A 24,480-nucleotide genomic window follows, 5' to 3' on the forward strand; every position below is an offset into this window, starting at 1 on the left:
GATCCAAAATACGGCCATCTACTCCCGCTGCCAGCGTTGAGCATCCTTGCTCTTCCATCGTCACAGCCTCCTTGATGCTTGGTTTTTGACCAAACATAAGTTATCAGGAGGCTGTGACTTGCGCAAAGACGAACGGTATTGAGCTTAAACCTGACGATGTTGCGCGTGAAAGACCTGGAGGCGTGCCTCGACTTCGAATCGGCGGCCGACGAAAGCGCCTGGATTCGCGATTTTCAAGCCTGGGTGCGCGAGCGGTTTCCGGCAGCTTAGACGATCACGCTGCCGCAGTTGTCACTCGTCGCGCAATTCGACGGCGGAGCCGTCGCTGAGGCCGGCGAGGTGGTAACGCGCTATGTGCGGCCGCGCGGCACCGCCAAAAATTGACGGACGCCGCCGCCGATTTCATTTATGTCGATGATTGATCGCCCTCAGCGCGCTACGGGCGTGGTGAATTCGGGCGCGGCGGATTTCCGGCCGGCCGCGTGCCGGGGTTCATCGCCTGCGGAGCATAAAATGGGCCGAAGCCGCTGCCGGTCGGTGGCGAGTTCCACCCGAGCCCTTCCGTTTCACTCAGTAACTGATCGAACCGCTTGTCGATGATCGTGCGGCGCCCGTCGTTACGCTTGGCGATGGTGTCACGAAGCTTTTTGACCTTCGCCTCGATGCGGGCAACTTCCAGCTCGCGGGCTTTCTGTTGAGCGTCGAATTGCCGGCTCAGGGTGTCGTGCAGCTTCTCCTTGAGCTCGGCCTTCTGCTTCTCGTCCGTGGCGTCGGCGAGTTGCTTGGCGAGCGATTCCGCCTCGTTGGCAAGCTGGCTGTCTTGCGCGCCGAGCTGTGCCAATTCGACAGTGCCTTGGTCCGCCGACCCGAACTGCAACATGTACGCGGCGCCCGCTCCGTTTCGAGGCGCGGGGAATCGATGGGCTGGTTGTTGTGCCTTCGCCGATGGGAGCGAGAGTGCCACCGCGGCAAACGCGAGACTGGAAATTGACAAGCCTGTGACGAATGTTAAACGCATTTGAGTCTCCTAGGTTTGGTGAGGCCCCTGGGCATTCCCGGAAGACCGGGTCGCACGGGCACATACTGCAAGCCCCGGGTATCTGTTGAGTTCCACCCCAGGCCTTCGGCGTCGTTGAGCAACTGTTCGTAACGATTGTCGATGATCTTGCGGCGCGAGTCCGTGCGCTTGCGCACCAGCTCGCGAAGTTTTTCTACGCGAGCCTCGATCCGTGAGATTTCCAGATCGCGCAGCTTTTGCTGGGCATCGAATTGCTTTTCCAAAGCGGCGGAAAGCTTCTGCTTTAGATCCGTTCGTTCTTTTTCATCCTCGGTGTCGGCCAATTGGTGCGCCAGCGATTGTACCTCCGATTCAAGCTGCTGATCCTGAGCCGTCAGTTCTTGCACCGCAGGATCGGTGCCCGACGCAGCGATGCCTCCTCCCCAACCACCGTAGGGTGTCGACGAAACGGCGCTGTACGTCGTGGCCGGTGGATAAGCGTAGTTCGCTTGCGGCGCGGTTTGGCCCACAATGCCGGTCTGCGGAATGGGCCCACCAGGGCGGACGCCGGGCGCGGCGGTGGTACTCGGCCCGGCAACCTGCTGGGGTGGCTGGGCGTCATTCCCGGCCAGGGCTTCCGCCGCGGTGACTTCTCGTTGCGCCGCGGCCGCTTGCTGAGCCGCCGCACGTTCGTGGAAAAGAAGGGCGAGGCCGGCAACGGCCAGCGCGACCGCCGCGACGATAGAGAGCGTGAAACGCATGGTTACCTCCGAACTGGTATCAGGGATTGTTATTGAACTGACGCTCGAGGCCTTGCAACTCTGCTTCGAGCGTGACGATGCTTTCTTTGCCATTACCGCCTGGCGACGACGCCGGTTGCTCCAGCTCGCGCTGGAGCTTGTCGATCGCGCCCGCGGTCTCCGAGACCTCACGTTCCCAATCAGCCAGGTGCGGCAGGGCTGGTGAAAGAGCGGATTCCTTCGTCGCCGCCCTATCCTTGGAGGCTGTAGCGTCCGACGGCGGACGCTGATGCCCCTGATTACCCGCGGTCCCTGCGAGCTTATCTGGCAGCCACCAAGCCAGGATGGCCAGCAGGCAACCCGCAACGGTTCCGCAACCGATCCAGGCCGTTCGCCGAGTCCATCGACGCCAGCCAGGCCGGCGTGACAACAAGCGGGCCGGCCGCGGCGCGATGGCCGGTTGTTGCAAATACGCCAAGTGGGCGGCGAGCAGCTCCGCCACTTCCGTAGCCGACTGAAAACGCTGAGCCGGATCTTTGGCGTGCAGCTTCTCAATGATCTCCGCCAGCCAATCGGGCACTTCGGGATTCGCCTCGCGAATCGGCCGCGGCGTGTCGACGCAAAGCCGCCGCCAGACGGCCATGAACGTCTCGGCGCGAAAAGGCGAATGCCCGGTACACATGGCGTAAAGCACGCTGCCCAAGCTGAAAAGATCGGAGCGATGGTCGACGGTTTCGCCGCGGGCCTGTTCGGGCGCCATGTATTGCGGCGTGCCCGCGATGATGCCGCTGGCCGTGAGGCTGGCCTCGTCGATCGTGCGGGCCAGGCCAAAGTCGGTGATTTTCACGCGCTCGACGCCGTTCTCCAAAAGGATGTTCGCCGGTTTGATATCGCGATGCACGAGCCCCTGTTCGTGCGCCGCGGCCAGTCCCGCGGCCACCTGCCTGCCGATGCGCAGGATCTCGTTCACCTCCAGCGGCCCGTGCCGGTCGAGGCGGTCTTGCAACGAACAGCCCGGCACGTAAGTCATCACCAGGTAGGGCAGGCCCTCGTTTTTGGCCACCGAGTGAATCGCCACCACGTGTTCGTGAACCACGGCCGCCGCCGCCTGGGCCTCTCGGGCAAAGCGGCGTCGGGCAGCGCCGCTATTGGCAAGCTGCGGCGAAAGCACCTTGATCGCCACATACCGGTTCAGCTCGGGATCGAGCGCTTTGAGCACCACGCCGAATCCGCCCGAGCCGATCAGCTCGGTGACCAGATAGCCGCCAAAGCGGCCTAGATAGCGGTGATCGTCGCAGGGCAGAAGGAAGCCGAGCCACGGTTGCTCGGGTTCTTTTGACGCGCCGGCGGCCTCATCACCAGCCAAGTTGTCGCACGCCAAATGCGATTGCGCTTTTTGCCACCAATCGCGGCCTGCCGCCAGCGACTCCAGTTGCGTTCGGCACGGTTCGCAATGCTCCAAGTGGGTGCCGAGCTGTTGCTGCGCCTCTTCGGCAAGACAATCGTCGAGCGCCAGCCGCAGCCGCGTTTGATCGCAGTTCAATCTAGGTGCAACCATGGCGATGAGGGATATAAGGGATGAGAGATGAGCGATGAGAGGGGCAGCATCCGCTTGCGCTTCTCATTGCTCATTGCTTACCTTCCACTTCTTCAATCTTTGCTCGGAGGCGTGCCATCACGCGGCTGCGGGCGATGTAGACCGCGCCCACGCTGATGTCCAGTTCCTTGGCAACGTCGCTGGATTTGCGGCCCTCGACCCCGGTCTGCCAAAAAGCCTGCCAGGTGGCTTGGCGAAACTCTTTTTTCACCGCCTCGGCCGCCCACTGAAACAGATGACGTTCGTATTCGACCGCAAGCAGCCGCGATTCCTGGTCGTCGGCCGGCTGCTGGTCGAGCAACCGCTTGATCTCGCTGCCGCCCACGCCGCCCGGATGTCGCTGCCGGTGCCGCAACGTATTGATCATCACATTGCGGGCAATCTGGAACAGCCAGGCCCGAAACGAGCCACGGTCGGGCCGCTGCCGCCAGCGCTCGATCGACTTGGCCGTGGCCTGGAACACCTCCTGACACAGGTCGTCGGCGTCGGCATGCTGAAAGCCACGCCGCCGTGCCAGCCGGTAAACCAGCGGCCCGTAAATCTCCATAAACTCTTGCCACGCCCGCTCATCCGAAGGCCGGCCCAAGCGGGCCAACAGGCTATCACGAGTGCTGGGCGGGTTTGACATCGAACGATCTCCACACTTATAGACACCGGCCGAACAAGAACCTTTCAGACGTGGATTTTCGAGCTGAATCCGCGAATTCCGTATCAGCACGGCAGAAGCAAAAAAGGCCGTAATCCTCGATGAATTACGGCCTTTTTCTAGTCGGGGCGACAGGATTTGAACCTGCGACCTCTTGACCCCCAGTCAAGCGCGCTAGCCAGGCTGCGCCACGCCCCGATCCAGGCGTTCGTTCGACAAGCCAACCCGAAGCGCGGTTCGCGCGCCGATCACGTCGAACCGAAAGAGTATGGCAGATCGACCCGCGGTTTTCAACCTAAACCGGCCACATGCTTGAATTCCCCACCGCGCAACGACTAAGATGCTGCCATCAACGTCAAAGACGCATCCACGCTCCCAACTTCCTGGAGATCGCCGTTCCGTGGGCCATCAGCAAACCAAACAGCATCGTGCCGGCAAACGTTCCTATCACCAAATCGGGCTGGTCCGCGGGCAATTCGGCAACGTGCCCGAAGATCAATGGCTCGATTGGATCGCCAAAACGGGCTTTGATGGCTGGGAAGAGGCGAGCTGGGAACTCGATCTGGACCGTTGCGGCGACGATGCGGGAGCCAAAGCCTACGCCGAAGAGCGTGTCGCCAAAGCCAAGAAGCGCGGCTTGGAGATCTTTTCGGTGGCCGCGCACTTGCAAGGTCAGGCCCTGGGCGATGAACCCAGCGCCAAAACCGTGCAGTTCCTGGGCGGCGAGTCGGCCGAAGCCTACGCCAAGTGGCGCGCGGCCGGCAACCAGCCGCCACGCACCGACCCGTTTTATGTGCCGCCCGAAGTCGGCCAGATCGCGCAGCGGCAGGCCGCCACGGCCCTGGTCAACGCAGTCCGGCTGGCACATTTCCTGGGCAAGCTCGAAGACCGCGTGGTGCCGGTGTCGGGCTTCGTCGGTTCGCCCGCCCATTGCTGGAGCCATTGGTTTCTCTTTCCGCCGCTGCCCAAGTCGATCGGCGGGCACGAAATCCCCGATGTGTTCAAGGTCAGCCTGGAGCTGCTCGTCGAGCGGTTTTCGCCGGTGTTGCAGGGCTGCCTCAAATACGGCACCACGTTCGATTTGGAATGCCACCCCAGCGAACGGGCGATGGGCGACATCACCAGCGCCGGCGAATATCTGGCGGCGCTCGACGCGGCCGGCTTCGAAAAGGCGGCCGGGTTCAACTTCGACTGCTCGCACATGGAGTGGCAAGGCGTGTCGGGCATCGACTTTATCCGGCAGTATGGCCACCGCATTCACTGCGCCCACATCAAGGGCGTGCAAGTGGTCCGCGGCTATACGCGCAACGGCCTGCTGGGCGGGCACCGGCCGATGGGCGATAAGCACAACGGCTGGAATTTCGTCACCTCCGGCACCGCGCGCGACGCGACCTCGACCGAGGAGCTGTTCGTCGAGCTGAACCGGGCGGGTTTCAGCGGCGCCGTCTCGATCGAATGGGAAGACAACGACGTCGAGCAGCACGCCGGCGCCAAGCAGGCCCTGGCCAACGTCCACCGCGCCGACCAGCCCCCCAGCCACATGCGGCACGACGAGCAGTTGAGGGCCTAATCGGGGCAACGACGGTAGTGGCCTGGTTGGGGACGTGCGGCGGCCTTCCTAGGCCGTCGACGAGGGGGGACGGCCTGGGAAGGCCGCCCCACGTCCGCTCGCAATCCGCCATTGCCGCGCGTCGAGTTCCGGCACGATCGAGAAGCGGTCGATGCACGCCGCGGCGTCGATGTCGTGCTCCAGGCCGATCTTCGTCAGGTTGCGACCGCCCTGCGTGAAGCGCAGCGTGGCCGCCAGATCGCTGGCCAGGTCAGGGATTTGCCGGCCCGCCGCGAAGGCCTGCCAGCACGTTCTGGCAATCAACAGCTCGTCGTTGATTTCGCGGCACGTTTCCGCGGCGCCCGGAAGGTCCAGCAGACGGTCGGCAATGAGACCGGCCAGCAGCACGTCTTCTCGAGTCACCGCGCCGCGCGTGCCGGCACACAAGAGATGAACCTTCTCCTCGTCGGCAAGCGCCTGCACCACGGCCGAGGCGTTCACGAAGGCGCCGATCAGCACGCGGCGGGCCCGTTGGCAGTGCATCATGGCCCGAGTGCCGTTGGTCGTGGTGAACACCAACGTTTTTCCGCCGATCGTTGCGTGGGTAAACTCATTGGGAGAATTCCCAAGGTCGAAGCCTTCGATCTTCAGACCGCCGCGCTCTCCGCCCAGCACTGCGCGGCCCTTCGGCAGAGCCGAAGCGACTCGCAGCGCGTCATCCACCTCCAAGCACGGAACAACTTCCCGCGCCCCGGCGGCCAGCGCGTGTGTGATGACGGTCGTGGCGCGCAGCACGTCGATCACCACGACGGCCGCGCCCTCCAGCTCGTCGGGCGTCGTCAGGCTGGGCAAGAAATGGGCCTTGAGGGAAAGCATGCTCCCAGCATAGTCGCCGCCCGACCACGCTCGCGAGCCCTTGGCTCAGAACGGAATGTCATCGTCGTCAATCGGACCGTCGAAGGGCGTCCAGGAATCGTCGTCATCCGCGAGGCCGGGCTCGTCGCTCAGAGGCCGGAGAAAGCGATGCAAGCGCTGGCTGAGGTCGCCACAACGCTTCGCGAGTGGCTCGTGTGAAGCCGCCACGGCGCTCAACGTCCCGCAAAAGCGGTCCAACACCGGCTCGATCAGCGCGGCGGCGAGTGAGAGATCGCCCGTTTGAGCGACTTCGCGCAGGTTGCCGAAGTCGCGTTTCAACGCATCGATCGACGGCCGGTCTTCCGGCGGCTGCTTCAGCTCGACGACGATCTTGGCCAGATCGGACCCGATGGCGAACAATCGCAATGGCACCGACTCGTTTTCCGATGGTCGAACCGTGTAACCCCAAGGGGTGTCGACATCGACGTCAGCGGGATACCTGACCTCAAGTTCGTCTTTGGCCGCTTGTTCTTCGTCAAGGCGGCGGTCGAGCTCCTCCCATTCCCGCTGCTCCGTTTCCCATTCCTCGCGTGTGCGGAGATAGGAAAAGGCAAAACCTTCGTCCATGTTGCAGCCGTCCAGGTGCCAAAACATGGGGCCGGGAAGATCGGCCATCATGTCGCACAGCGGACAATCGTCGTCGACCATCGCATCGTGTCCGCTCACGGCCTCCGGCACGCGCCGACGCTCGTTGTCGTTCACCTGGCGCGGCGTGCGCCCGCTCAAGTCGTGGTCGGGCGAATCGAGCCACCCGTCGCGCGCCGCTGCCAGCCGCGGCACCTCGCTGGTGAGAAAATCGCCCGGCGAGAAAAGATGCCAATTCGCCGACTTGCCCGCTTGCTCGCGGACCTGGTCGTGACACGACCAGATCAGGCGCCGCAGAAGATAGTAGTAGTGTACCCACTCGTGTATGCCGATGCCGGCGAAGCGGTAGGCGTGCGACTCTCGGTCCAGCGGCGGCGGGCATCGTCCCTGAAACGACCATTGGTTCTCGCGGTCTTGCAAATCGGAGGTGAGAAAGTCGCGATTGGCAAAAAGCCGGTCGCGCGGCGTTTCCCCGCGCAGGTCGTCGCGAGGCGTCGTCAACCACCGCTCATGGATCTCGCGCACTCGGTCGTAGTCTGAATGGCCGTAGCGATCAGGGTCGTCCGCGTCGAATTCCAAAGACTCCTTGCCTTTGGTCTCCACAATCGCTGTTTGGCGGTCGTCGCTCCGCGGACTTCTTCCGAACGTCTCGAAGCAAGCCGTCGCGATGAATTCCAACAGCGGCCGACCGTAGAGTATCGCACGCGCATCGAGCGGCGGCTGGGCCAATCGCCGTTGCCGCAACTCGTCGGCCCGGATTTGCCAAGATGAAACGTCGTGCAGAATGACCCAATCGTCGGGCAGATGATAGCAGACATCGAGCTGAGTGGCACACTTGCCGTCGTGGTACGCCACCGAGCCGTCGTGTCCGAACGACGAATACGTCGATTCGTAGGCCAGCAGCCGCGCCGCCAGGTCGATGACGACCAGCCCCGCGTCGTAGGGTTCGTCGCGGATGCCCGACGAAAACCACGCCAGAAAGCTCTTATCGTCGTCGCGAAAGTGGAACCGCTCGATGGCCCGGTCAAGCTCCTCGATGGTTTCCGGTTCGGCGCTGAGAGCGGCCACGACACGGTCGGCGAGACTGCCGTGGCAGTTGCCGGAAATATCGCGAGATGCGTCACGCACAACCAATCGTACTTCACTCATGATGGCTCCTCCGAGCAAATGTTGAAGCCCCGCCAGAGCATGCCGCCATCGTCGCGGATGAGAAGGGCGTTCGTCAATCGGCCGTCGCGATATGCGAGCTTTTGCGCCGTCCATCCATCGATGGCCGACAAAGCACTACGCATTCAGCGCCGGAATCGGCGCGCCGCCTTCGGTGACGATCGGCACCGGGCGGCCTTGCGGATTCACCCAATGGGCGTCGAGGTCGATCCGCAAATGACGGAAAACCGTGGCGGCCAAATCGGCGGGCCGCACGCGGGCGTCTTGCACGTCGTAGCCCTTGCGGTCAGTGCGGCCGATCACTTGCCCGCACGGCAGACCGCCGCCCGCCACCAGCATCGACATGCAGTTCGTCCAATGGCCGCGGCCCGCGTCGGCCGACATCATCGGCGTGCGGCCGAACTCGCCCAGCATCAACACCAGCGTCGAATCGAGCAGGCCGCGTTGCTCCAGGTCGGTGATCAGCGCGTACATGGCCCGGTCGACCGTCGGCAGAATCGGCGTCAGCCCCTTCTGGATGCCGCCCCAGGGCGGCACGTTGTCGCCGTGATGATCGAAGTAGCCCCAGCGACCGCTCACCAGCACGTAGGTGACGCCGGCCTCGACCAACCGCCGGGCAAGCAGTGCCTTCTCGCCCACGCTCACGCGGCCATAAAGGTCGCGGGTGGCATCCGTCTCTTTCGCCAGGTCGAAGGCGTCTTTGACGCGCGGCGAACTGACCATGTCGAAGGCCATTTGGTGGTAGCGGTCGAGTTGCTGCATCGTCGCCGCCCGGTCGAGGCTGTGCTCGAAGCGGTCGAACCGCCGCCGCAGCTCGGCCCGGTCCTGCAATCGCGGCGCGTTCATGCCTTCGACCAGCGCCAGCCGTCCGCCAAGCTCGCCGCCCTTCACCGGCTCGAAATCCTGGCCCATGTGCCCGGCGCCCCACACGTCGGCCTTCCACGAATCGGCCAGTCCGACGAAGGCCGGCAGGTCGGCGGCGTTTGGGCCGCGGAACTTGGCCGCCACGGAGCCCATCGAGGGATAGCCCGCTCCGTCGTTGCCGTCATCGGTGCGTCGGGCCAGCGCGTTGCCGGCCTGCATGGTGATGGGCGTATGATTGCTGGCCGAGCAATCGACGGACCGGATGACGGCCAGCTTGTCCATGATACTGGCTTGCAACGGCAGGTGCTCGCAGATCGTGATGCCCGGCACCTTGGTGCCGATCGTCTGATACGGCCCGCGAATCTCGATCGGCGCGTCGGGCTTGGGATCCCACATGTCGATATGGCTTGGGCCGCCGGAAAGCCAGAAAACGATGACCGAGCGACGGTCGTTGGTCGGGACCGCGGAGGCCGAACGGCGCAAGGTTTCGGCCAGCGAAACGCCGGCGATTCCGGCCAGGCCGGTTTGCAAAAACCAACGGCGCGAGCCGACGCGAATCGAGTCGCTTGGCGGTGGGGCCAGCGGATGCGCTGTGGTCCGCTGAACATGGTGGGCGTGGTGCGCAGACAGCGAATGGTTCATGACCGGGGGCTCCTGTGAAACGCATCAACAAGCGTCAATAGATGCGACAGCGGCCGGCGCGTCAAGGGAAAGAGCGCCTGGCACTCGACCGCCGCTACGCGCCGGGATTGATCTTTCTCTCATAGCTCGCAATCCCAGCTTTTATTTTGCTGCGGACCAGTTCTTCACGGCAATCGGCTAGCAAAGCCATGGCCCGGTCGGCACGTGTAATTGCCTCTACCGCAAAGTCCTCAGTTTCATATTGTGGCGAGTCGATCTCGTAGTCGGCATCCTTCCGGCGCTCGTGCAGATGGGTCAACAACGTTCCGAGCTTGGTTGCACGCTCCTCACCAGAGTTGAGCAGGCGGATCTGCACGAATTGATGAGCGTTTTCAGTCCTTGCTACGCGGCAACCCATGTCCTCAAGAAACGTTCTGGCGCTATGAAATGCCCCGTAGTAAGCCCGGCTGACGACCGAGCGAAGCCCGGCGGGGTCCGTCCGATGCATTACTAACATCTTCCTGGCCAGATCCAAAAACCGTTCGCCGATCATAAATCACTCGATGAAAACGCGCAGGCGGTCAACTGAGTCGGGGGAAATTTTGGCGACTTCGGCGTGCCATTGAAGCTCACGATCAATCACGTCGTCGATGTTCGCGCTTTTGGGTTGCTCGCTAACATGGAAGACCACATTGGGCCGTTCCGGAAACTCGGGATCGACGCTGACCTCGATGCTCACATTGCCGGCGAAGAACTCTTTCGTGAACTGGATGACTTCTTCCATGCCGCGTATCGGCGGGTCGAGTGGTTCGGGAATGTCCAGTCGGTCCCTGTTCGACGGTTCCGACATCGGCGCAAGTGCGTCGCCACTGTCCGTTGCCGGCTGCCGGCGCTTCAACAGTTCGACGCCGACGTTCAATGCCTCTGATCGGTCGCGAAAATCGCCGCGGGCGATGGCCGAGGTGATGTACTTCTCGTTTTCGGGAGATAGATCGGTACTCATTGGCAATGTTCCTCCAACGGTTAAAATACCCTCGCCACGAGATGTGGTCAAAACCTGCCAATCAACGGTTATAGTTCAGTCCCGCTCCTAGATTGGCGCACGCCGCGCCCCATTGCCATGCCCACACCACTCCGTTTCGGCCTCATCGGTTACGGCGCCTGGGGCAGCCACCACGCACGGGCGATCAACTCGATCTCAGGATCGACGCTGGCGGCCATCTGTGCCCGGTCGCCGGCCAGCCAACAGCAGGCACGGGCCGATCATCCGCAGGCGCGGCTCTATGCCGACTACCAGGCGATGCTCGCCACCGAAGAGCTCGACGCGGTGAGCGTGGTGCTGCCGTCCGACGTGCATTTCGAAGTCGCCCGTGCGGTGCTTGAATCGGGCCGGCACCTGCTGCTGGAAAAGCCGATGGCGCTGAGTGTCGAGCATTGCGACGCGCTGATCGAGCTGGCCCGTGCCCGGCAGCGGCGGTTGGCGGTGGGGCACGAGCTGCGGCTCTCGTCGCTGTGGGGCAAAGTCAAACAGCTCATCGACGCCGGCGCGATCGGCGAGCCGCTCTATGCGCTGGTCGAACTGTGGCGTCGGTCCTATCGGCCCGGTTCGGGCGGCTGGCGTTACGACATCGGCCGCGTGGGAAGCTGGATTCTGGAAGAGCCGATCCATTTCTTCGATCTGGCCCGCTGGTATTTTTCGGGCGTCGGCGAACCGACAAGCGTGTTCGCGCAGGCCAACGGCAAACGCGCCGACCATCCGGAGCTGCACGACAATTTCTCGGCGATCGTCACGTTTCCTCGCGGCCGCTATGCGGTGATCACGCAAACGCTGGCCGGCTGGGAGCACCACCAGGTGGCCAAAGTCACCGGCAGCGAAGGCGCGCTCTGGGCCCGCTGGAGCGGCGCCATGGACCGCACCTTCGAGCCGACGTTCGGGCTGCAACGGCTCGAAGGCGAGACCGTCGTCGAGGTGCCGCTGGAAAAGAAGAGCGGCGAGGTGTACGAGCTGGTCGACGAGATCGAGGCCTTTGCACGGGCCATTCGCGACGGCTCGCCGCTGGCGTGCAGTGGAGACGATGGCCGCTGGTCGGTGGCGATGTGCCTGAAGGCCGAGCAGTCGCTCGCCGCGGGTGGGCCGGTTGGTCTGAACTGACGGCTAACCAACGGCGCTACGATCGGCGGCGCTTGCGTGAACCGTTACCTGCTGTGGCGGGACTGATGTCGATCCGCTCACTTGGCCGCCATGCGCAGGCCGGCGTCGAGCCGCAACACCGTGCCGTTGAGCATCCGGTTTTCGATCGCGTGCTGGACCAACGCGGCGAATTCGTCGGGCCGGCCGAATCGCTGCGGGAAGGCCGGTTGACGCGACAACGACTCGCGGACGTTTTCGGGCATACCGTCCATCATCGGCGTGTCGAAGATGCCCGGCGCGATCGTCACCACGCGGATGCCGAAAGCGGCCAGTTCGCGCGCGGCCGGCAACGTCATGCCCCCCACGCCGGCCTTCGACGCCGCGTATGCCACCTGGCCGATCTGCCCGTCGAACGCGGCCACCGAAGCCGTGGTCACGATTACACCCCGTTCGCCTTCCTCGTCGGCCGGGCCGTCTTTGATGGCGGCCGCGGCCAGCCGCAGCACGTTGAAGGTGCCGATCAGATTGATGCGGATGACGCGGCTGAATAGTTCCAAGTCGTGGATTCCTTCGCGGCCCACGATCCGGCCGGCCGCCACAATGCCCGCACAATGCACCACGCCCGACAGTCCGCCGAACCGGGCTTGCGCTGTCTGAACCGCGGCGATCGCGGTCGCTTCGTCGGTGACGTCGGTTTCAACGAAGCAGGCCGCCTGAGGAAACTCGGCGGCGATCGCTTCGCCGCCAGCGCGGTCGAGATCGGCCACGACCGCGCGGCCGCCCGCCGCCACCAATCGGCGCACGCAGGCGGCGCCCAGGCCGGAGGCGCCGCCGGTTACCAGAAATGTGCGATCGGTGATTTGCATGACTCACAACATGGAAAAACAATCCGATCTGGTCAAGCGACCGGGGCACAAGATATGCTAAAGGAACGACCACACATGGATTATTATTCCGACGACATTTTCGACGGCCGGCTCGATTCGAGCGAGCGAGGACCGCTGCTCGTGCAAACGCTGCCCGTGGCAGGCGACGAGCGTCCGGCCCCGGCGGGACGGCAAGTTCTCTTGCCGGCGGCGTTGTTCGTGGCGACCTGCCTGAGCACGTACCACGTCGGCGGGCTGGCCTACGCCGTGCCCGTGATGCTGATTCTCACAACACACGAGTTGGGCCACTTCTTCCAGGCATTGCGATACCGCGTGCCTGCCAGCTTGCCGTTTTTCATTCCGATGCCGGTCCCTCCCGTCGGCACGATGGGGGCCGTGATCGGCATGCAGGCCCACGTCGGCGATCGCAAGGCACTGTACGACATCGGCATCACCGGCCCTCTGGCGGGACTTGTGCCCGCGATCATCTGCTCGATCGTCGGACTGCAATGGTCGCACGTCGAAATTGTCAACCACGGGGCTGCTGAACACGTGAAGTTTATCTCGCTCGGCGAACCGTTGCTGTTCAAGTTGCTGTCGCACCTGACATTCGGCCCACTAAACGAAGGGCAAGACGTTATATTGCACCCCCTGGCCTTTGCCGGTTGGGTTGGCATCTTCATCACCGGGCTGAATTTGATTCCGATCGGGCAACTCGACGGCGGCCACGTGCTCTACGCCCTGTTGTTGCGTCGGGCGCATCGGATCGCATTGTTCCTGATCTTCGCGGCCACGTTCGCCATGTTCGTGTTCCAATACTGGGGCTGGTCGTTGATGTTGATGCTGCTGTTCTGGACAGGTCCGCGACATCCGCCGACGGCCGACGACGGAGTGCCGCTGGGCAGAGGCCGCATCGTTCTCGGCTGGCTGACGCTGGCCTTCGTCCTGATTGGCTTTACACCCGAGCCGTTCAATTTCGGAAATCCTTAGCCTGTCACGAGGACGTTGCCATGTCGAAGAACCAACGGCACACCGCCCGCCAGCCTGCCACGAAGTTCGCTCATCTGCGAAAGAAGATCGACCAGCGGAAGTTGGACTCGGCGAAGGCGAAAAAGAAACCTTGATTTGGCCGAAGCGGTCTGATGTCGATTTGTTTTCTTTGCCCGCTGGGACACCGCATGACCGTGCCCGACGATTGCGTGGGCCAGGAAGACCGCTGCCCGGTTTGCCAACAACGTGTGATCGTGCCCGATCGGTCGCTCGAGGCCTCGGCGGATGAGAAGCCGGCAATCTCCGCGGCAGAGTCGTCGTCGTCCGAAAATCTGGTCTGTGCCGTGCCGGAGATCGTCGTGGCTGCCCCGACCGCTTTGACGCCGGCGGCGGGCGCTGCCGGAGTTGGTATACCGCTTCCTGGCCAGCCTCTGCCCCAGTCGCGAAAACCTCCGGCGCCGGGCGATGCCGGACATGTTACGATCTTATCGCCGCCTTCGTTGCCGCCGCCGCTACTATCGGCAGTTCCCGCACCGCCACCGACTTCGGTCCCGCCGAGCGCCGCGGCCGCCAAGGCGCCCGTGCAATGGTCGGCATGGGCGCCGGCAGATGCGCTGGCTGCCTACCCGGTCGTCCGGGCCAGTCCGCGGCAGCTCGAAATCGCCTATTGGCTGGCTTGCCTGCTTCCGTTTGCTACGCTGTTTTCGGTTGCCCCGGCACTGCCGCACCTCGAGCTTGCCGGAGCGCCGGCCTGGTCGCGAGTCATGCTCTTGATGGCGATGTTGGAGTTGGCCTACGCCGCCTGGCTGGCGATGCTGCCCGATGGCTCGACGGTCCGCGTGGGCACGGTTCTCTTTGCCGCAATCGCCCTTCTTTATTTGTTTGGCATGGCCGCCCTTGGCGTGCTGCCGGAGCCGGCGTTGGCGTCGTTGGGCCTGACCGGCATGCGTTGGACGGCGGTGGCCTGGTGCGCTTTGGCGCTGCTCACGACGGCAGGCAGCAGTGCCGCTTGCCATTGGGTCGGCCGGCATTGGCAAGCGTAGCGTTAGCGTCCTCGCTTGCGCGGACGGTTGAACTTGATTTTCTCGCCAGGGCGGTATAACATGCGTTTAAGTTGTTGAGCATTTGGAACTTATGTCCTGATTCCGTTTTCTAGGGATGGCACAAGGGAGTCTCATGATTCGCTCGCTGTTTTCGCTGCATCGTATTCGTTCGCGCTACGTGCCTTGGTGTTTGGCCGCAATGGTCGTGTTTGCGGTCCAGGGTTCGCTGGCCGAACTGAGCGGACCGACGGCCAGCGACCGCCAAATCACGCTTTCGGTCATCAGCCTGCTGAAACTCGATCACCTCTCCCGGCACCCGCTGGACAACGAGATCGCGCACCGGACCTTGAAGGGGTTCCTGAAGATGCTCGATCATTACAAAGTCTACTTCTACCAGTCGGACATCGACTCGTTCATGAGCCACGTGGACGAACTGGACGACAAGCTCAAGGCCGGCGACACCAGCTTCTCTTATACGATTTTCAGCACCCTGCTCAAGCGGATTGACGAGCGGGTGCAGACGATCGACGAGCTGCTGAACATGGACCACGACTTCACGGTCGATGAAGAGATGGTGAGCGATCCCGACGCGGCCCAGTATCCCAAAGACGCCGCCGAGGCCCGCGACCTGTGGCGAAAGCGGATCAAGTACGACCTGTTGCTGTTCAAGGCCGACGATCTGTCCAAAAAGGACGAAAAAAAGGAGGCCGATAAGGCCGACGAAAAGGGGGCCGACGAGCAGTCGCCCAAAGACCGGCTCACGCGGCGCTACCATAGCTTTGCCAAACGGATGCGCCAGACCGATCACGAAGAGTTGCTGGAGATGTATTTGACCAGCCTGATGACGTCCTACGATCCGCACAGCAACTACATGGCCCCCAAGACGCTGGAAAACTTCAAAATCATGATGCGTCTCGACCTGGAGGGGATCGGCGCGTCGCTGCAATTTGACGACGGTTACACGGTCGTCAAAGAATTGATCCCCGGCGGCGCGGCGCAGAAAGAGGGGCATCTCAAGCCCGAAGACCGGATCGTGGGCGTCGGCCAGGGCCCGGACGGGTCGATCGTCGATACGGTGGACATGAAGCTCTCCGACGTGGTCGATATGATCCGCGGCACGCGCGGGACGACGGTGCGGCTGGAAGTCGTGCCCGCCGGCAAGCACGACCGGCAGGTTTACAGCATCGTGCGGGAGAAGATCATGCTGACCGACAGCGAGGCCCGCGGGCAGATCATCGAACACGACCGCGACGGGCAAAAATATCGGATTGGCGTGATCGACCTGCCCAGCTTCTACATGGACATGGAAGCGGCCGGCCGCGGCATTCCGGAGTACAAGAGCACCACGCGCGACGTGACCCGCATCCTGCGAGATTTCCGCTCGAAAGGCGTGGACTGCGTCGTGCTCGACCTGCGCCTCAACGGGGGCGGCTCGCTCACCGAGGCCATCAGCGTCACCGGGCTGTTCCTTGATGAAGGGCCGATCGTGCAGGTGAAAGACAAGGTCGGCAACGTGCAGCACTACGACGACGTGGAACGCGGCACCGAGTGGGACGGCCCGCTGGTGGTGCTGGCCAGCAAGCTCAGCGCCAGCGCCAGCGAGATTTTCGCCGGGGCGATCCAGGACTATCAGCGCGGCATCATCGTGGGCGACACCACGACGCACGGCAAGGGGACCGTGCAAAGCCTGCTCGATCTGGGCAGGCAGCTTTTCCGCGTCACGATGAGCGCGCCCAAGCTCGGAGCGCTGAAGATCACGATGCAGCAGTTCTATCGGCCCGACGGCGACAGCACGCAGAACCGCGGCGTGTTGGCCGATGTCGTGCTGCCCTCGATGACCGACGTCATCAAGGGAATCGGCGAATCGGAGATGGACTACGCTTTGGCGTTCGACCGCGTGGAGCCGGTGCCTCACGAGCACGCCGGGCTGGTCGACGGCAACCTCGTCGACCAGTTGAAGGCCGCCTCGGCCAAGCGGCAAGAGGGTTCCGACGGCTTCAAGAAGCTGCTGCGCAACATCGATCGTTATCAGCAGCAAAAGAGCCGCAAGACGATCACGCTCAACGAGGAAAAATATCTCGCCGAGCGGGCCGAGCTCAACGCCGAGAAGGAGGAGGAAGACCAACTCGACGATCTCACTCACTCGCGGCGAGTGGTGTTCGACACCAAGTCGTTCTACAACCAGGAAGTGCTGGACATCGCCGTGGATTACTTGCGGCTGGTGAAGCGCGTGGCACGGGCAAACTAGGACGCGCCAAGTCCCAGTTCTTCAATCGAGGCGGCCGAAAGCAGCGCGCATCCCAAATCCGTCAGCCGATCGCTTGGCGATTCCTGCAAACGGGCCGCGACCGCGGGCGGCAATGGACCAAAGCGGGCTTCGAGTTGCTTGCGCAGCAGTTCGCGCTGCCCTTCCACCTTGCCACGCTCCATGCCACGCTGCTCGACACCGTCTAACAAACCAATTTCCATCGCCTGCACTCCCGGATCTGGATGGTTCCGCAACATCTCCTCGAACTGCTGCCGTTGCTCTTCTGTCAATCGGCAAGTACGCGCTCACGCACTCGCAGAGCAACGTTTTACGATAGACATTCTCAGGACAATGCACAAGTCGCTGGAGGGCCTCGGCAGCCAACTCTGTTCTCCGCTCTTTGGTTACACGCATCAAGGCCGCCAGGGCAACGCCCAGCCAGTTTTCGTGCCTGACGTACTCTTCGGCATCGAGCGCCGGCAGGCCGACGTAGGGGTAGTTGAAACGCACGAGCTGGTGCTTCCCAAAATACTCCTCGTAGACGTCCCAGCCGATTCCCTCCAAGCCGACTCGCAAATACAACCCGATCGGAAGCACCGGCAAGCCGTGGCGCCGGCGCAGCGGCTCGTAGTAGTGAAACATCCGCTGTCGCAATGGCGCCACCGTGTCGGCGGCTTCGATCTCGACGTGAACGAGGGCGAGCCAACTGTCCGGCGACCGCCCATCTGGGCCCGGCAGCGGCTCGAACATGGCCAACTTTGCGACCACGTCCACATGGCGGCTCTCGCCTCCGAGCGAGTCGCTCATGATCTCCTTGTCCAGCCATTCGGCGCTGCCAAAGTCGAATTGCGCGGCCCAATTCGGGAAAAAGAGCCAAAAGAACTCCGCGAAGAATTCTCGCAGCAGTTTCTTAAAGCGTGGATCATGCATGAGCTACCCCGGCCGGTGCTTGGCCGGGCCGTGCGGGGTCGAGAGGTTCTTGGCCGTGTTGATGATGCCGACGTGCGTGAAGGCCTGGGGAAAGTTGCCTATCAGCCGCTTGTGCTCGACGTCGTACTCTTCTGAAATCAGACCCACGTCGTTGCACAAACCGAGCAGCCGCTCGAAGAGTTCGTTCGCCTCGTCGTCGCGGCCTTGCAAGTGCAGGTTGTCGGCGAACCAGAACGAACAGGGCAGGAACACGCCTTCTCCGACCGGCAGCCCATCGACGCCGCCGTGGGTCAGGTAACGGCGCACGAGGCCGTCGATCGTCAGTTCACGCTCGATGGCCGCCACGGTGCCTTGCACCCGCGGGTCGTCGGCGGGCAAGAAGCCGACCATCGGAATCATCAATAGGCTGGCATCGAGATCCGGCGTGCCGTACGACTGGACGAAGGCGTTCTTCCGCGCGTCGAAGCCCCGCTCGCACACTTCGTCGTGGATTTTTTTTCGCAGCCGGCGCCAGTGATCGAGACGTCCTTCGAGTTGAAATCGCTCGGCCGAGCGGATCATGCGGTCGACGGCCACCCAGGCCATGACGCGCGAGTGCGTGAAGTGCCGCCGCCCGCCGCGCACCTCCCAGATGCCCTCGTCGGCGTGCTGCCACACCTGTTCGACATGTTCCAGCAGGTGCCGCTGCAAGTCCCAGGCGTGCTTTTCGATGTGGATGCCGTGCCGTCGCGCCACGTGAACCACGTCCATCACTTCGCCGAACACGTCCAACTGAAACTGCCGGTGGGCCGCGTTGCCCACGCGCACCGGGCGAGAACCCTCGTAACCCGGCAGCCAATCGAGTTCGATCTCCGTCAGCCGCCGTTCGCCGGCCACGCCATACATCAGGTTCAATTGCGACGCCTTGCCGGCCACCACCCGCAGCAGCCAATCGCGCCATGATTGCGCTTCGTCGAGGTAGCCCGCGTCGAGCAGCGCATAGAGCATGAACGTGGCGTCGCGCAGCCAGCAAAAGCGGTAGTCCCAATTGCGCTGGCCGCCGAGTTTTTCGGGCAGCGACGTGGTGGCGGCGGCCACCATTCCCCCGGTCGGCTGGTAGATCAAGGCTTTCAAGGTGATCAGCGAACGAACGACGCTGTCGCGCCATCGGCCGTCGTACTTGCAGCGACCCGACCACTCCCGCCACCACCGCTCCGTCGAGCGGATGGCGTCCTCCGCATCGATGGCCGCCGGCACGGGATCCTGCGACGGATGCCATTGCAGCACGAACGGCATGCGCTCGCCGTCGCTGACCGTACACTCGGCGACGGTGGTCAAGTGCTCGCCGTGGAGCTTCGCGGACGTGCAAACCTGCGCGGTATCGGGTCCGGCGACGGCCTGGATGCCCGTCTCGGTGCGGCGCACCCAGGGCACGATCGAGCCGTAGTCGAACCGCAGAATAAGCTGCATCCGCATGGCAACACGGCCGCGCCGACCGACGACCATTCGCACCAGAGCCGGATTGTCGCGGCGCGGCGGCATGCAGTCGACGAGCGTCACGGCCCCCTCGTCGGTCTCGAAGGTCGTTTCCAGCACCAGCGTATCTTGACGGTAGTGGCGTTCGACCTTGCGTACCTCGCCCGCCGGGGCCAACAACCAACGTCCATGTTCCTTGGTGCCCAACAGCGCGGCGAAGCACGCGCCCGAATCGAAGCGCGGCAGGCAAAGCCAATCGATCGAGCCGTCGCGGCCCACCAGTGCGGCCGTATGGAAGTCGCCGATAAGAGCATAGTCTTCGATGCGTAAGGGCATAGCGGGTTTGTCCTCCGGGTCGCGTAACGGCGATAAACCCATCATAGCCGATCGAGAAAAACACGCATGTTTTCACGGTTCAATTCCCGTCCAGATAAAGCGTAGGGTGGGACCAGCGAGCTTGCGAGCGCCGGCCCAGCACGGGAGTCGCGCCGATGGTGGGCCGGCGCTCGCAAGCTTGAGAGGCCCACGCTGTGGGCTCAGGCGAGGCAAGCCGGGCTACCGCGTCGCGCCACTGAGTTTCCTAGCCGCCGCTTGACAGTTGGCGGTCCAACGCTAGGTTGGGAAGCGACACGCGGGCGTGGAAACGGGGTTCAAGATGAATAAGCGGCGGGTGCTGGTTGCCTGGATCGGGCACAGCGACCTCAAGGCCATGGCTGCCTCGTGGAAGAACTCGGCCGGCGCCGCGATTCTCGCCGAGCTCGGCGGCGCGCAACCCACCGCCCGCGAGATTGGTCCCATCAAAGCGCTGGTTGACGCGGAGCCGTTCGACGAAATCCGCCTCCTCAGCGATTTTCGGCCTGCCTGGAACAAGGCAAATGCTCAACTGTCCGGATTTGCCGCCAGGATTCGCGCCGTGCCTGAAGGAGCCAGTTCCAAAGCAATCGCCCATCGCGTATATTTCAGTCGCCGACCGGCTGCGCGGCCCGCGCTAGGCCGCGACTGACAGCACACGGTTGAGTCTATCCAGGATGGTGTCGTCGAGGTGGCAGGCTAAGGCGCCGAGTTTTCGACCGGTGCTTTCCCCTCGCAAGCGATCTTGGTAAGGTTAGCCCTGGGCGTTGCAAGGTTCCATTTCGAGGTAGGCCGGAGGCCACGATGCTGCCGTTGAGGCTACGGCCGGAGTTTCTCGAGAAGCACATGCGGACGACCGCGATCGAATTGTGCAATAAGCAGAACTCCGGCTGGGCGCAGCGTGCCAACCCCGGCGAACTGCTGGAAATCACCTATCCGACGTCCGACGTGCAACGTGCGCTCGACGCCGTCTCGACCAGCGCCGGCAAGCCGGTTGTTTTCATCGGCCCCCGCGGACGCGGCAAGTCGCACATCATGGCCCTGCTGCATTATGCCTTCACGTCGCCGGACGTGGTCGAAGGTTGGGCAGCCCGGTGGTCGGGGCGAACTGTCGCGCCTCGCCTCGCCGGCTTGAAACTACAGCGCGGCTTCGTGGCAGTATCCGAGACCCTTTCGAACCAGGAATACGCCTTTCTCTGGGACGTCGTTTTCGAGCGCCACCCGAAGGGACAATACTATCGTGGCAAGTTCGAGCAAGCGGGCACGCCGGTGCCAGCCAAGTCGCTCTTGCAAGATCTGTTCAAAGAGCAACACACCGCCCTGGTGCTCGACGAGTTTCAGACCTGGTTCGACGGACTGCGCGACGAGCCGGGCGACGAGGGCCGCAAGCTGCGGCATTGGGCGTTCAATTTCATCCAGATTCTGTCGGAGTTGGCGAAAGAGCGCCCCGATCTGCTTTGTCTTGTCGTCTCGGTACGCGACAACACGACCGAGGCCTACCGGCAAATCCATCGCGATGCCCCGATTCTGGTCGACTTCAAGGGCGAAACGGCCCGCGAAGATCGCAAACGGCTGCTCCTGCACCGCTTGTTCGAAAACCGTGCAAACTTCTCTGATGCCGAGGTCGAGCAGGTCGTGGAAACGTATGCCCGCGAACGATGTCGGCTGCTGTTTGGCGATCATGGCCAGGACCACGCCCGCTTGCGGCGCGAGGTCGTGGACTGCTGGCCCTTCGTGCCGGAGTTGCTCACGCTGCTTGAAGACCGCATTCTGATGGCGGCTGCCGCGCAGGACAAACGCGACATGATCCGCATCCTGGCTGAGGTGTTCCGTGCCCGCGGCGCCAGCATGCCCCTGCTCACGGCCGCCGATTTCCATGTTGACGACGATGCTTGCGGCGTGACTTCGCTTTTGGATTCTTTTGCGACGACCGCCGATCAGGAACAGTTGCGCGTCAAAGCCCAGCGCAACCTGGAAGCGATTCGCGTCGCCGGTGTCGTTGCTCCGCACGCTCGCGAAGTCATCAGCAGCCTGTGGATGCGCTCCATGGGTGAATCGCAAGAGCTAGGCGGAACTCGCAACGAAGTCCAACTCGACATCACGCGCGAGGCACCGGTCGACGACAACGCCTTTACCGCGGAACTGGCAGCGATCGTCGACAATAGCTTCAACATCCACCCCGTGGGGGCGCAACAGAAACGCTATTGCTTCAAACTACCGGAAAACCCCGGCGCCAAGCTGAAGGCCTCGGCGCGAAACGACCGCCTGTTCGATCCCGGCACGGCCACGGCGCCCGGCCTGTTGCCGGTGCGGCGCGATCAAGAATTTGTGCGGCAGGTGCTGAGCTACGTTCTCAAGTCGCCCGATGGAGCCAACGAACAGCCGAACGTTCCGATTGTGCTCGACCCAAATTGGCAGCGCGCGCCGTGGGCCAACGTGAAGCAAGACGAACAACCGGCCAAATGGCACGAGCATGGAAACCCGGTGCTGATCGCCTTGCCGGAGCCGCCGGCCGAACTCTCGGCCACGCTTGGCCCCTGGTTGGTGACCAACGTCCCGGTCAATCGCAACATGGTTCGCTTCCTGCTGCCCAAGGCGGGCGCTGCCAGCATTTACGATGACAAGGATCTGCTGATTACGGCCCGCTGCGCGCTGTTGGCCAAGGAATGGAAAGAGAGCGACACGCATTACGCGGAGTTGCACCGCCGCTATGAGACCGAACTCAAGAAAGGGCTCGGCGAGCGTTACGACCGCTACGCCCTTCTTGACCGTTGGGATTTTCAGAACCCGGCCAACTGCACCTTCCACGAAGAGAAGCACCGAGCGACGGGCGGCAAGATTCCCAAGGCGGTCGAAGAACACGTGCGGCTCAACTATTTCGCGCCCGAAGACTTCGAAGCGTTCGCCCTGGCCGTCGCCGGACGAAACGAGACGATGCGACAGTTATTGGCCTTGTTGCGCAACGAGCCGTTGCCGGGCAAAACGGCGATTCCCTATTTGGGCGAAGCGGCGGTCTACGAGCAAGTGCTGCGCGTCGCCGCCCGCGGCAAGATCATCCTCAATGTCGGCGGAAAATGGTTGAGCCGAAACGGGAACGAAAGCGAAGACGAGGCGTTCAGCCATCTTAAGCAACGCGGCTTCCGCACGGGCACGGAAATGTACGGCGTCCAGCTCGGCGACCCCAGCCAGAAGAGCGGCGGCGGAGTTGTGGTCGTCGTCGGTGAACAGCCAACCGGCTTGCAGCCCGGCCAGCAACCGTTGTGGACGACAACGGAGCCATCCCCCGTTACCGGGCCGAGCGCTGGTTCGTCCGCAGTCGTCGTCGCTCCTCTGACCGTTCCAGCGCTGCCAGCGGGCGGCGTTCAACCGGCTGGCGTGTTGCCAAATGGCAATGGCTCTACGACGGTCGTCGTCGCCGCGCCGGTCATTCACCGTTCGTTAGGCGCCAAATCGGGCATCAACCTCCTCGGCGACCTCGAGCGCTGGGCGCTGCCCGACGGCCAGCGCGTGATACAGGCATCGCTGACGATCAGCGGCGCTACCGTCAAGGAGTTGCGAGAACTTTGTTCCAGGATCCCTGCCAAGATCGTCGCCGAACTGCAGATAACTCTGCCGCCTGAGGGGGATGCAGGGCCGTGACGACATCGAGCGAGACCACGCGCGGCGGTTTGCCGGAAGGCGATGCTTGGCGCGAACTAATCCTGGGCCGGGCCGGCAACGTTGCCGACGGCGGTTCGACATGGCGGTCGATCTTCGCGCGGCTGAAGCAGCTTGCGCTGGCCACGACAGACCCTCTGACGTTGCACAGGGAATTGGTCGTGCCCGATTGTCTGCTGGCCGAATCAGCTTGGGATCTTTGGGAGCAGTTCCGCCCGGCCGCGCCATCGGCAATCGACCAACTTAAGCAATTCTGGGCGGCCGGCTCGGCCACGGGCACGGCGGTCTTGATTCTCGACGGACTTTCGCTCCGCGAACTTCCGTTGATCGTCGCCGCCGCGACCGACCGGGGCATCGCGCCGTTGCGGGTCGAAGTGCGGGCTGCTGAGGTGCCGACAGAAACGGACCAATTCGCTTCAGCCCTAGGCATCGCGGGACGGTCGAAGCTCTTTAACAACAAGGCACCGGCGGGATTCATTTTTGCCGGTTCCGACGTGTACACCGACGTCCTCGACAGCCCGTTTGCCGATTGCGTGGCTTCGGTTCCTGCCAGCCCGCGGCTGTTTATTTGGCACAAATGGCCCGACGAGCCGCTGATTCATCTCCATGAGGATAAGCAGGACGGGCCGGCCATTGTCGCCGACACGACGCGCAAGGAGCTTTCTTCCGACGGCTTTTGGTCGTTCGTCGATCGACTCCGCCAAGGGCGGCGACTGGCAATCACCTCCGACCACGGCTACGCGGTAAGCAAACTTTTTTCCAGCGAAGTGACCGACAAGGAAATCGTCAAGCTGCTGCGTGAAACCTTCGGCGCGAAGCGTTGTGCCAAGGTACGCCCTGACCGTCCCTGGCCCCGTTGCCACTTGCCGCCGTTGGTATGTCAGTACGGCGACTGGCTGGTTGTCATGGGCCAGCGCAAATGGGCCTCGCCAGGCGGGTTCCCTAACCTCTGCCACCGCGGGCTGTCGTTGCTTGAAGCGGCGGTGCCTTGGGTGGAATTGCCGCCGTTGTAGTACGATAATGAATTCACACGGTCCGTGGTGGCGAATCGGCTCAGTCATCACCTTCAATTGTCGTCGGAGAGCCGTTTCTTTATTATCCGCAGCAACCGCGTTAGAACGACGTCAT

Annotated in this window: 21 protein-coding genes and 1 tRNA gene; 9 read left to right on the top strand and 13 right to left on the bottom strand. The window is 63.1% G+C overall.

What is annotated here, in order from left to right:
- The first annotated feature begins 138 nt into the window (after positions 1-138).
- Positions 139-270 (top strand): hypothetical protein, encoded by a 132-nt coding sequence (locus tag VNH11_02845; GenBank protein ID HVA45301.1) that lies wholly within the window; start codon positions 139-141, stop codon positions 268-270.
- 166 nt (positions 271-436) lie between these two features.
- Here VNH11_02845 and VNH11_02850 read toward each other — a convergent pair whose 3' ends face one another.
- From VNH11_02850 to VNH11_02870, 5 genes are all read right to left on the bottom strand, one after another.
- Positions 437-841 (bottom strand): hypothetical protein, encoded by a 405-nt coding sequence (locus tag VNH11_02850; GenBank protein ID HVA45302.1) that lies wholly within the window; start codon positions 839-841, stop codon positions 437-439.
- Positions 842-1,008: 167 nt separating this feature from the next.
- On the bottom strand, positions 1,009-1,758 hold the full coding sequence (locus VNH11_02855) for a hypothetical protein (protein HVA45303.1): 750 nt from the start codon (positions 1,756-1,758) through the stop codon (positions 1,009-1,011).
- A gap of 19 nt (positions 1,759-1,777) precedes the next feature.
- A complete protein-coding gene (locus VNH11_02860; protein ID HVA45304.1) occupies positions 1,778-3,295 on the bottom strand; it encodes a serine/threonine-protein kinase in 1,518 nt (505 codons plus the stop codon).
- A 70-nt stretch (positions 3,296-3,365) separates the two neighbouring features.
- Positions 3,366-3,962 carry an RNA polymerase sigma factor gene (locus VNH11_02865; protein ID HVA45305.1) on the bottom strand — a complete coding sequence of 199 codons (597 nt, stop codon included), beginning with the start codon at positions 3,960-3,962 and terminating at the stop codon, positions 3,366-3,368.
- 141 nt (positions 3,963-4,103) lie between these two features.
- A tRNA-Pro gene (locus VNH11_02870) sits at positions 4,104-4,178 on the bottom strand.
- Positions 4,179-4,380: 202 nt separating this feature from the next.
- On the opposite strand from VNH11_02870, the gene VNH11_02875 reads away from it, so the two are divergent.
- Positions 4,381-5,550 (top strand): sugar phosphate isomerase/epimerase, encoded by a 1,170-nt coding sequence (locus VNH11_02875; GenBank protein HVA45306.1) that lies wholly within the window; start codon positions 4,381-4,383, stop codon positions 5,548-5,550.
- Between the two features lie 48 nt (positions 5,551-5,598).
- On the opposite strand, the gene VNH11_02880 is transcribed toward VNH11_02875, so the two are convergent.
- The 5 genes from VNH11_02880 to VNH11_02900 form a co-directional block, all read right to left on the bottom strand.
- The gene (locus VNH11_02880; protein ID HVA45307.1) at positions 5,599-6,405 is read right to left on the bottom strand and encodes a 2-phosphosulfolactate phosphatase; all 807 of its coding nucleotides are present in this window, start codon (positions 6,403-6,405) and stop codon (positions 5,599-5,601) included.
- Between the two features lie 45 nt (positions 6,406-6,450).
- Positions 6,451-8,178, bottom strand: coding sequence for a hypothetical protein (locus VNH11_02885; protein HVA45308.1), 1,728 nt, complete (start codon positions 8,176-8,178; stop codon positions 6,451-6,453).
- 135 nt (positions 8,179-8,313) lie between these two features.
- Positions 8,314-9,702 (bottom strand): DUF1501 domain-containing protein, encoded by a 1,389-nt coding sequence (locus VNH11_02890; protein HVA45309.1) that lies wholly within the window; start codon positions 9,700-9,702, stop codon positions 8,314-8,316.
- Between the two features lie 94 nt (positions 9,703-9,796).
- Positions 9,797-10,234 carry a HEPN domain-containing protein gene (locus VNH11_02895; GenBank protein HVA45310.1) on the bottom strand — a complete coding sequence of 146 codons (438 nt, stop codon included), beginning with the start codon at positions 10,232-10,234 and terminating at the stop codon, positions 9,797-9,799.
- A 3-nt stretch (positions 10,235-10,237) separates the two neighbouring features.
- Positions 10,238-10,735, bottom strand: a complete 498-nt coding sequence (locus VNH11_02900) for a hypothetical protein (GenBank protein HVA45311.1) — start codon at positions 10,733-10,735, stop codon at positions 10,238-10,240.
- Positions 10,736-10,801: 66 nt separating this feature from the next.
- On the opposite strand from VNH11_02900, the gene VNH11_02905 reads away from it, so the two are divergent.
- Positions 10,802-11,833, top strand: a complete 1,032-nt coding sequence (locus VNH11_02905) for a Gfo/Idh/MocA family oxidoreductase (protein ID HVA45312.1) — start codon at positions 10,802-10,804, stop codon at positions 11,831-11,833.
- A 77-nt stretch (positions 11,834-11,910) separates the two neighbouring features.
- Here VNH11_02905 and VNH11_02910 read toward each other — a convergent pair whose 3' ends face one another.
- On the bottom strand, positions 11,911-12,678 hold the full coding sequence (locus VNH11_02910) for an SDR family NAD(P)-dependent oxidoreductase (protein ID HVA45313.1): 768 nt from the start codon (positions 12,676-12,678) through the stop codon (positions 11,911-11,913).
- A gap of 75 nt (positions 12,679-12,753) precedes the next feature.
- Here VNH11_02910 and VNH11_02915 point away from each other — a divergent pair, with 75 nt between their 5' ends.
- From VNH11_02915 to VNH11_02925, 3 genes are all read left to right on the top strand, one after another.
- On the top strand, positions 12,754-13,668 hold the full coding sequence (locus VNH11_02915) for a site-2 protease family protein (protein HVA45314.1): 915 nt from the start codon (positions 12,754-12,756) through the stop codon (positions 13,666-13,668).
- A gap of 152 nt (positions 13,669-13,820) precedes the next feature.
- Positions 13,821-14,711, top strand: a complete 891-nt coding sequence (locus tag VNH11_02920) for a hypothetical protein (GenBank protein HVA45315.1) — start codon at positions 13,821-13,823, stop codon at positions 14,709-14,711.
- A 133-nt stretch (positions 14,712-14,844) separates the two neighbouring features.
- Positions 14,845-16,959: a carboxy terminal-processing peptidase gene (locus VNH11_02925; protein ID HVA45316.1), complete on the top strand. Its 2,115-nt coding sequence runs from the start codon at positions 14,845-14,847 to the stop codon at positions 16,957-16,959.
- On the opposite strand, the gene VNH11_02930 is transcribed toward VNH11_02925, so the two are convergent.
- Positions 16,956-17,249, bottom strand: coding sequence for a DUF4351 domain-containing protein (locus tag VNH11_02930; protein ID HVA45317.1), 294 nt, complete (start codon positions 17,247-17,249; stop codon positions 16,956-16,958). The genes VNH11_02925 and VNH11_02930 overlap by 4 nt on opposite strands.
- A 643-nt stretch (positions 17,250-17,892) precedes the next feature.
- A complete protein-coding gene (locus VNH11_02935; GenBank protein HVA45318.1) occupies positions 17,893-19,680 on the bottom strand; it encodes a glycoside hydrolase family 15 protein in 1,788 nt (595 codons plus the stop codon).
- A 319-nt stretch (positions 19,681-19,999) separates the two neighbouring features.
- Between VNH11_02935 and VNH11_02940 the strand changes: the two genes are divergently transcribed.
- The 3 genes from VNH11_02940 to VNH11_02950 all read left to right on the top strand — a co-directional run bounded on the left by VNH11_02940 (position 20,000) and on the right by VNH11_02950 (position 24,365).
- Positions 20,000-20,347, top strand: coding sequence for a hypothetical protein (locus VNH11_02940; GenBank protein ID HVA45319.1), 348 nt, complete (start codon positions 20,000-20,002; stop codon positions 20,345-20,347).
- 152 nt (positions 20,348-20,499) lie between these two features.
- Complete coding sequence (locus tag VNH11_02945) at positions 20,500-23,334, top strand: hypothetical protein (GenBank protein HVA45320.1); 2,835 nt, start codon at positions 20,500-20,502, stop codon at positions 23,332-23,334.
- Complete coding sequence (locus VNH11_02950) at positions 23,331-24,365, top strand: hypothetical protein (protein HVA45321.1); 1,035 nt, start codon at positions 23,331-23,333, stop codon at positions 24,363-24,365. The genes VNH11_02945 and VNH11_02950 overlap by 4 nt, the downstream gene beginning before the upstream one ends.
- Positions 24,366-24,480: the final 115 nt, after the last annotated feature.

It is taken from the genome of Pirellulales bacterium (assembly GCA_035533075.1).
Classification (GTDB): Bacteria; Planctomycetota; Planctomycetia; order Pirellulales; family JAICIG01; genus DASSFG01.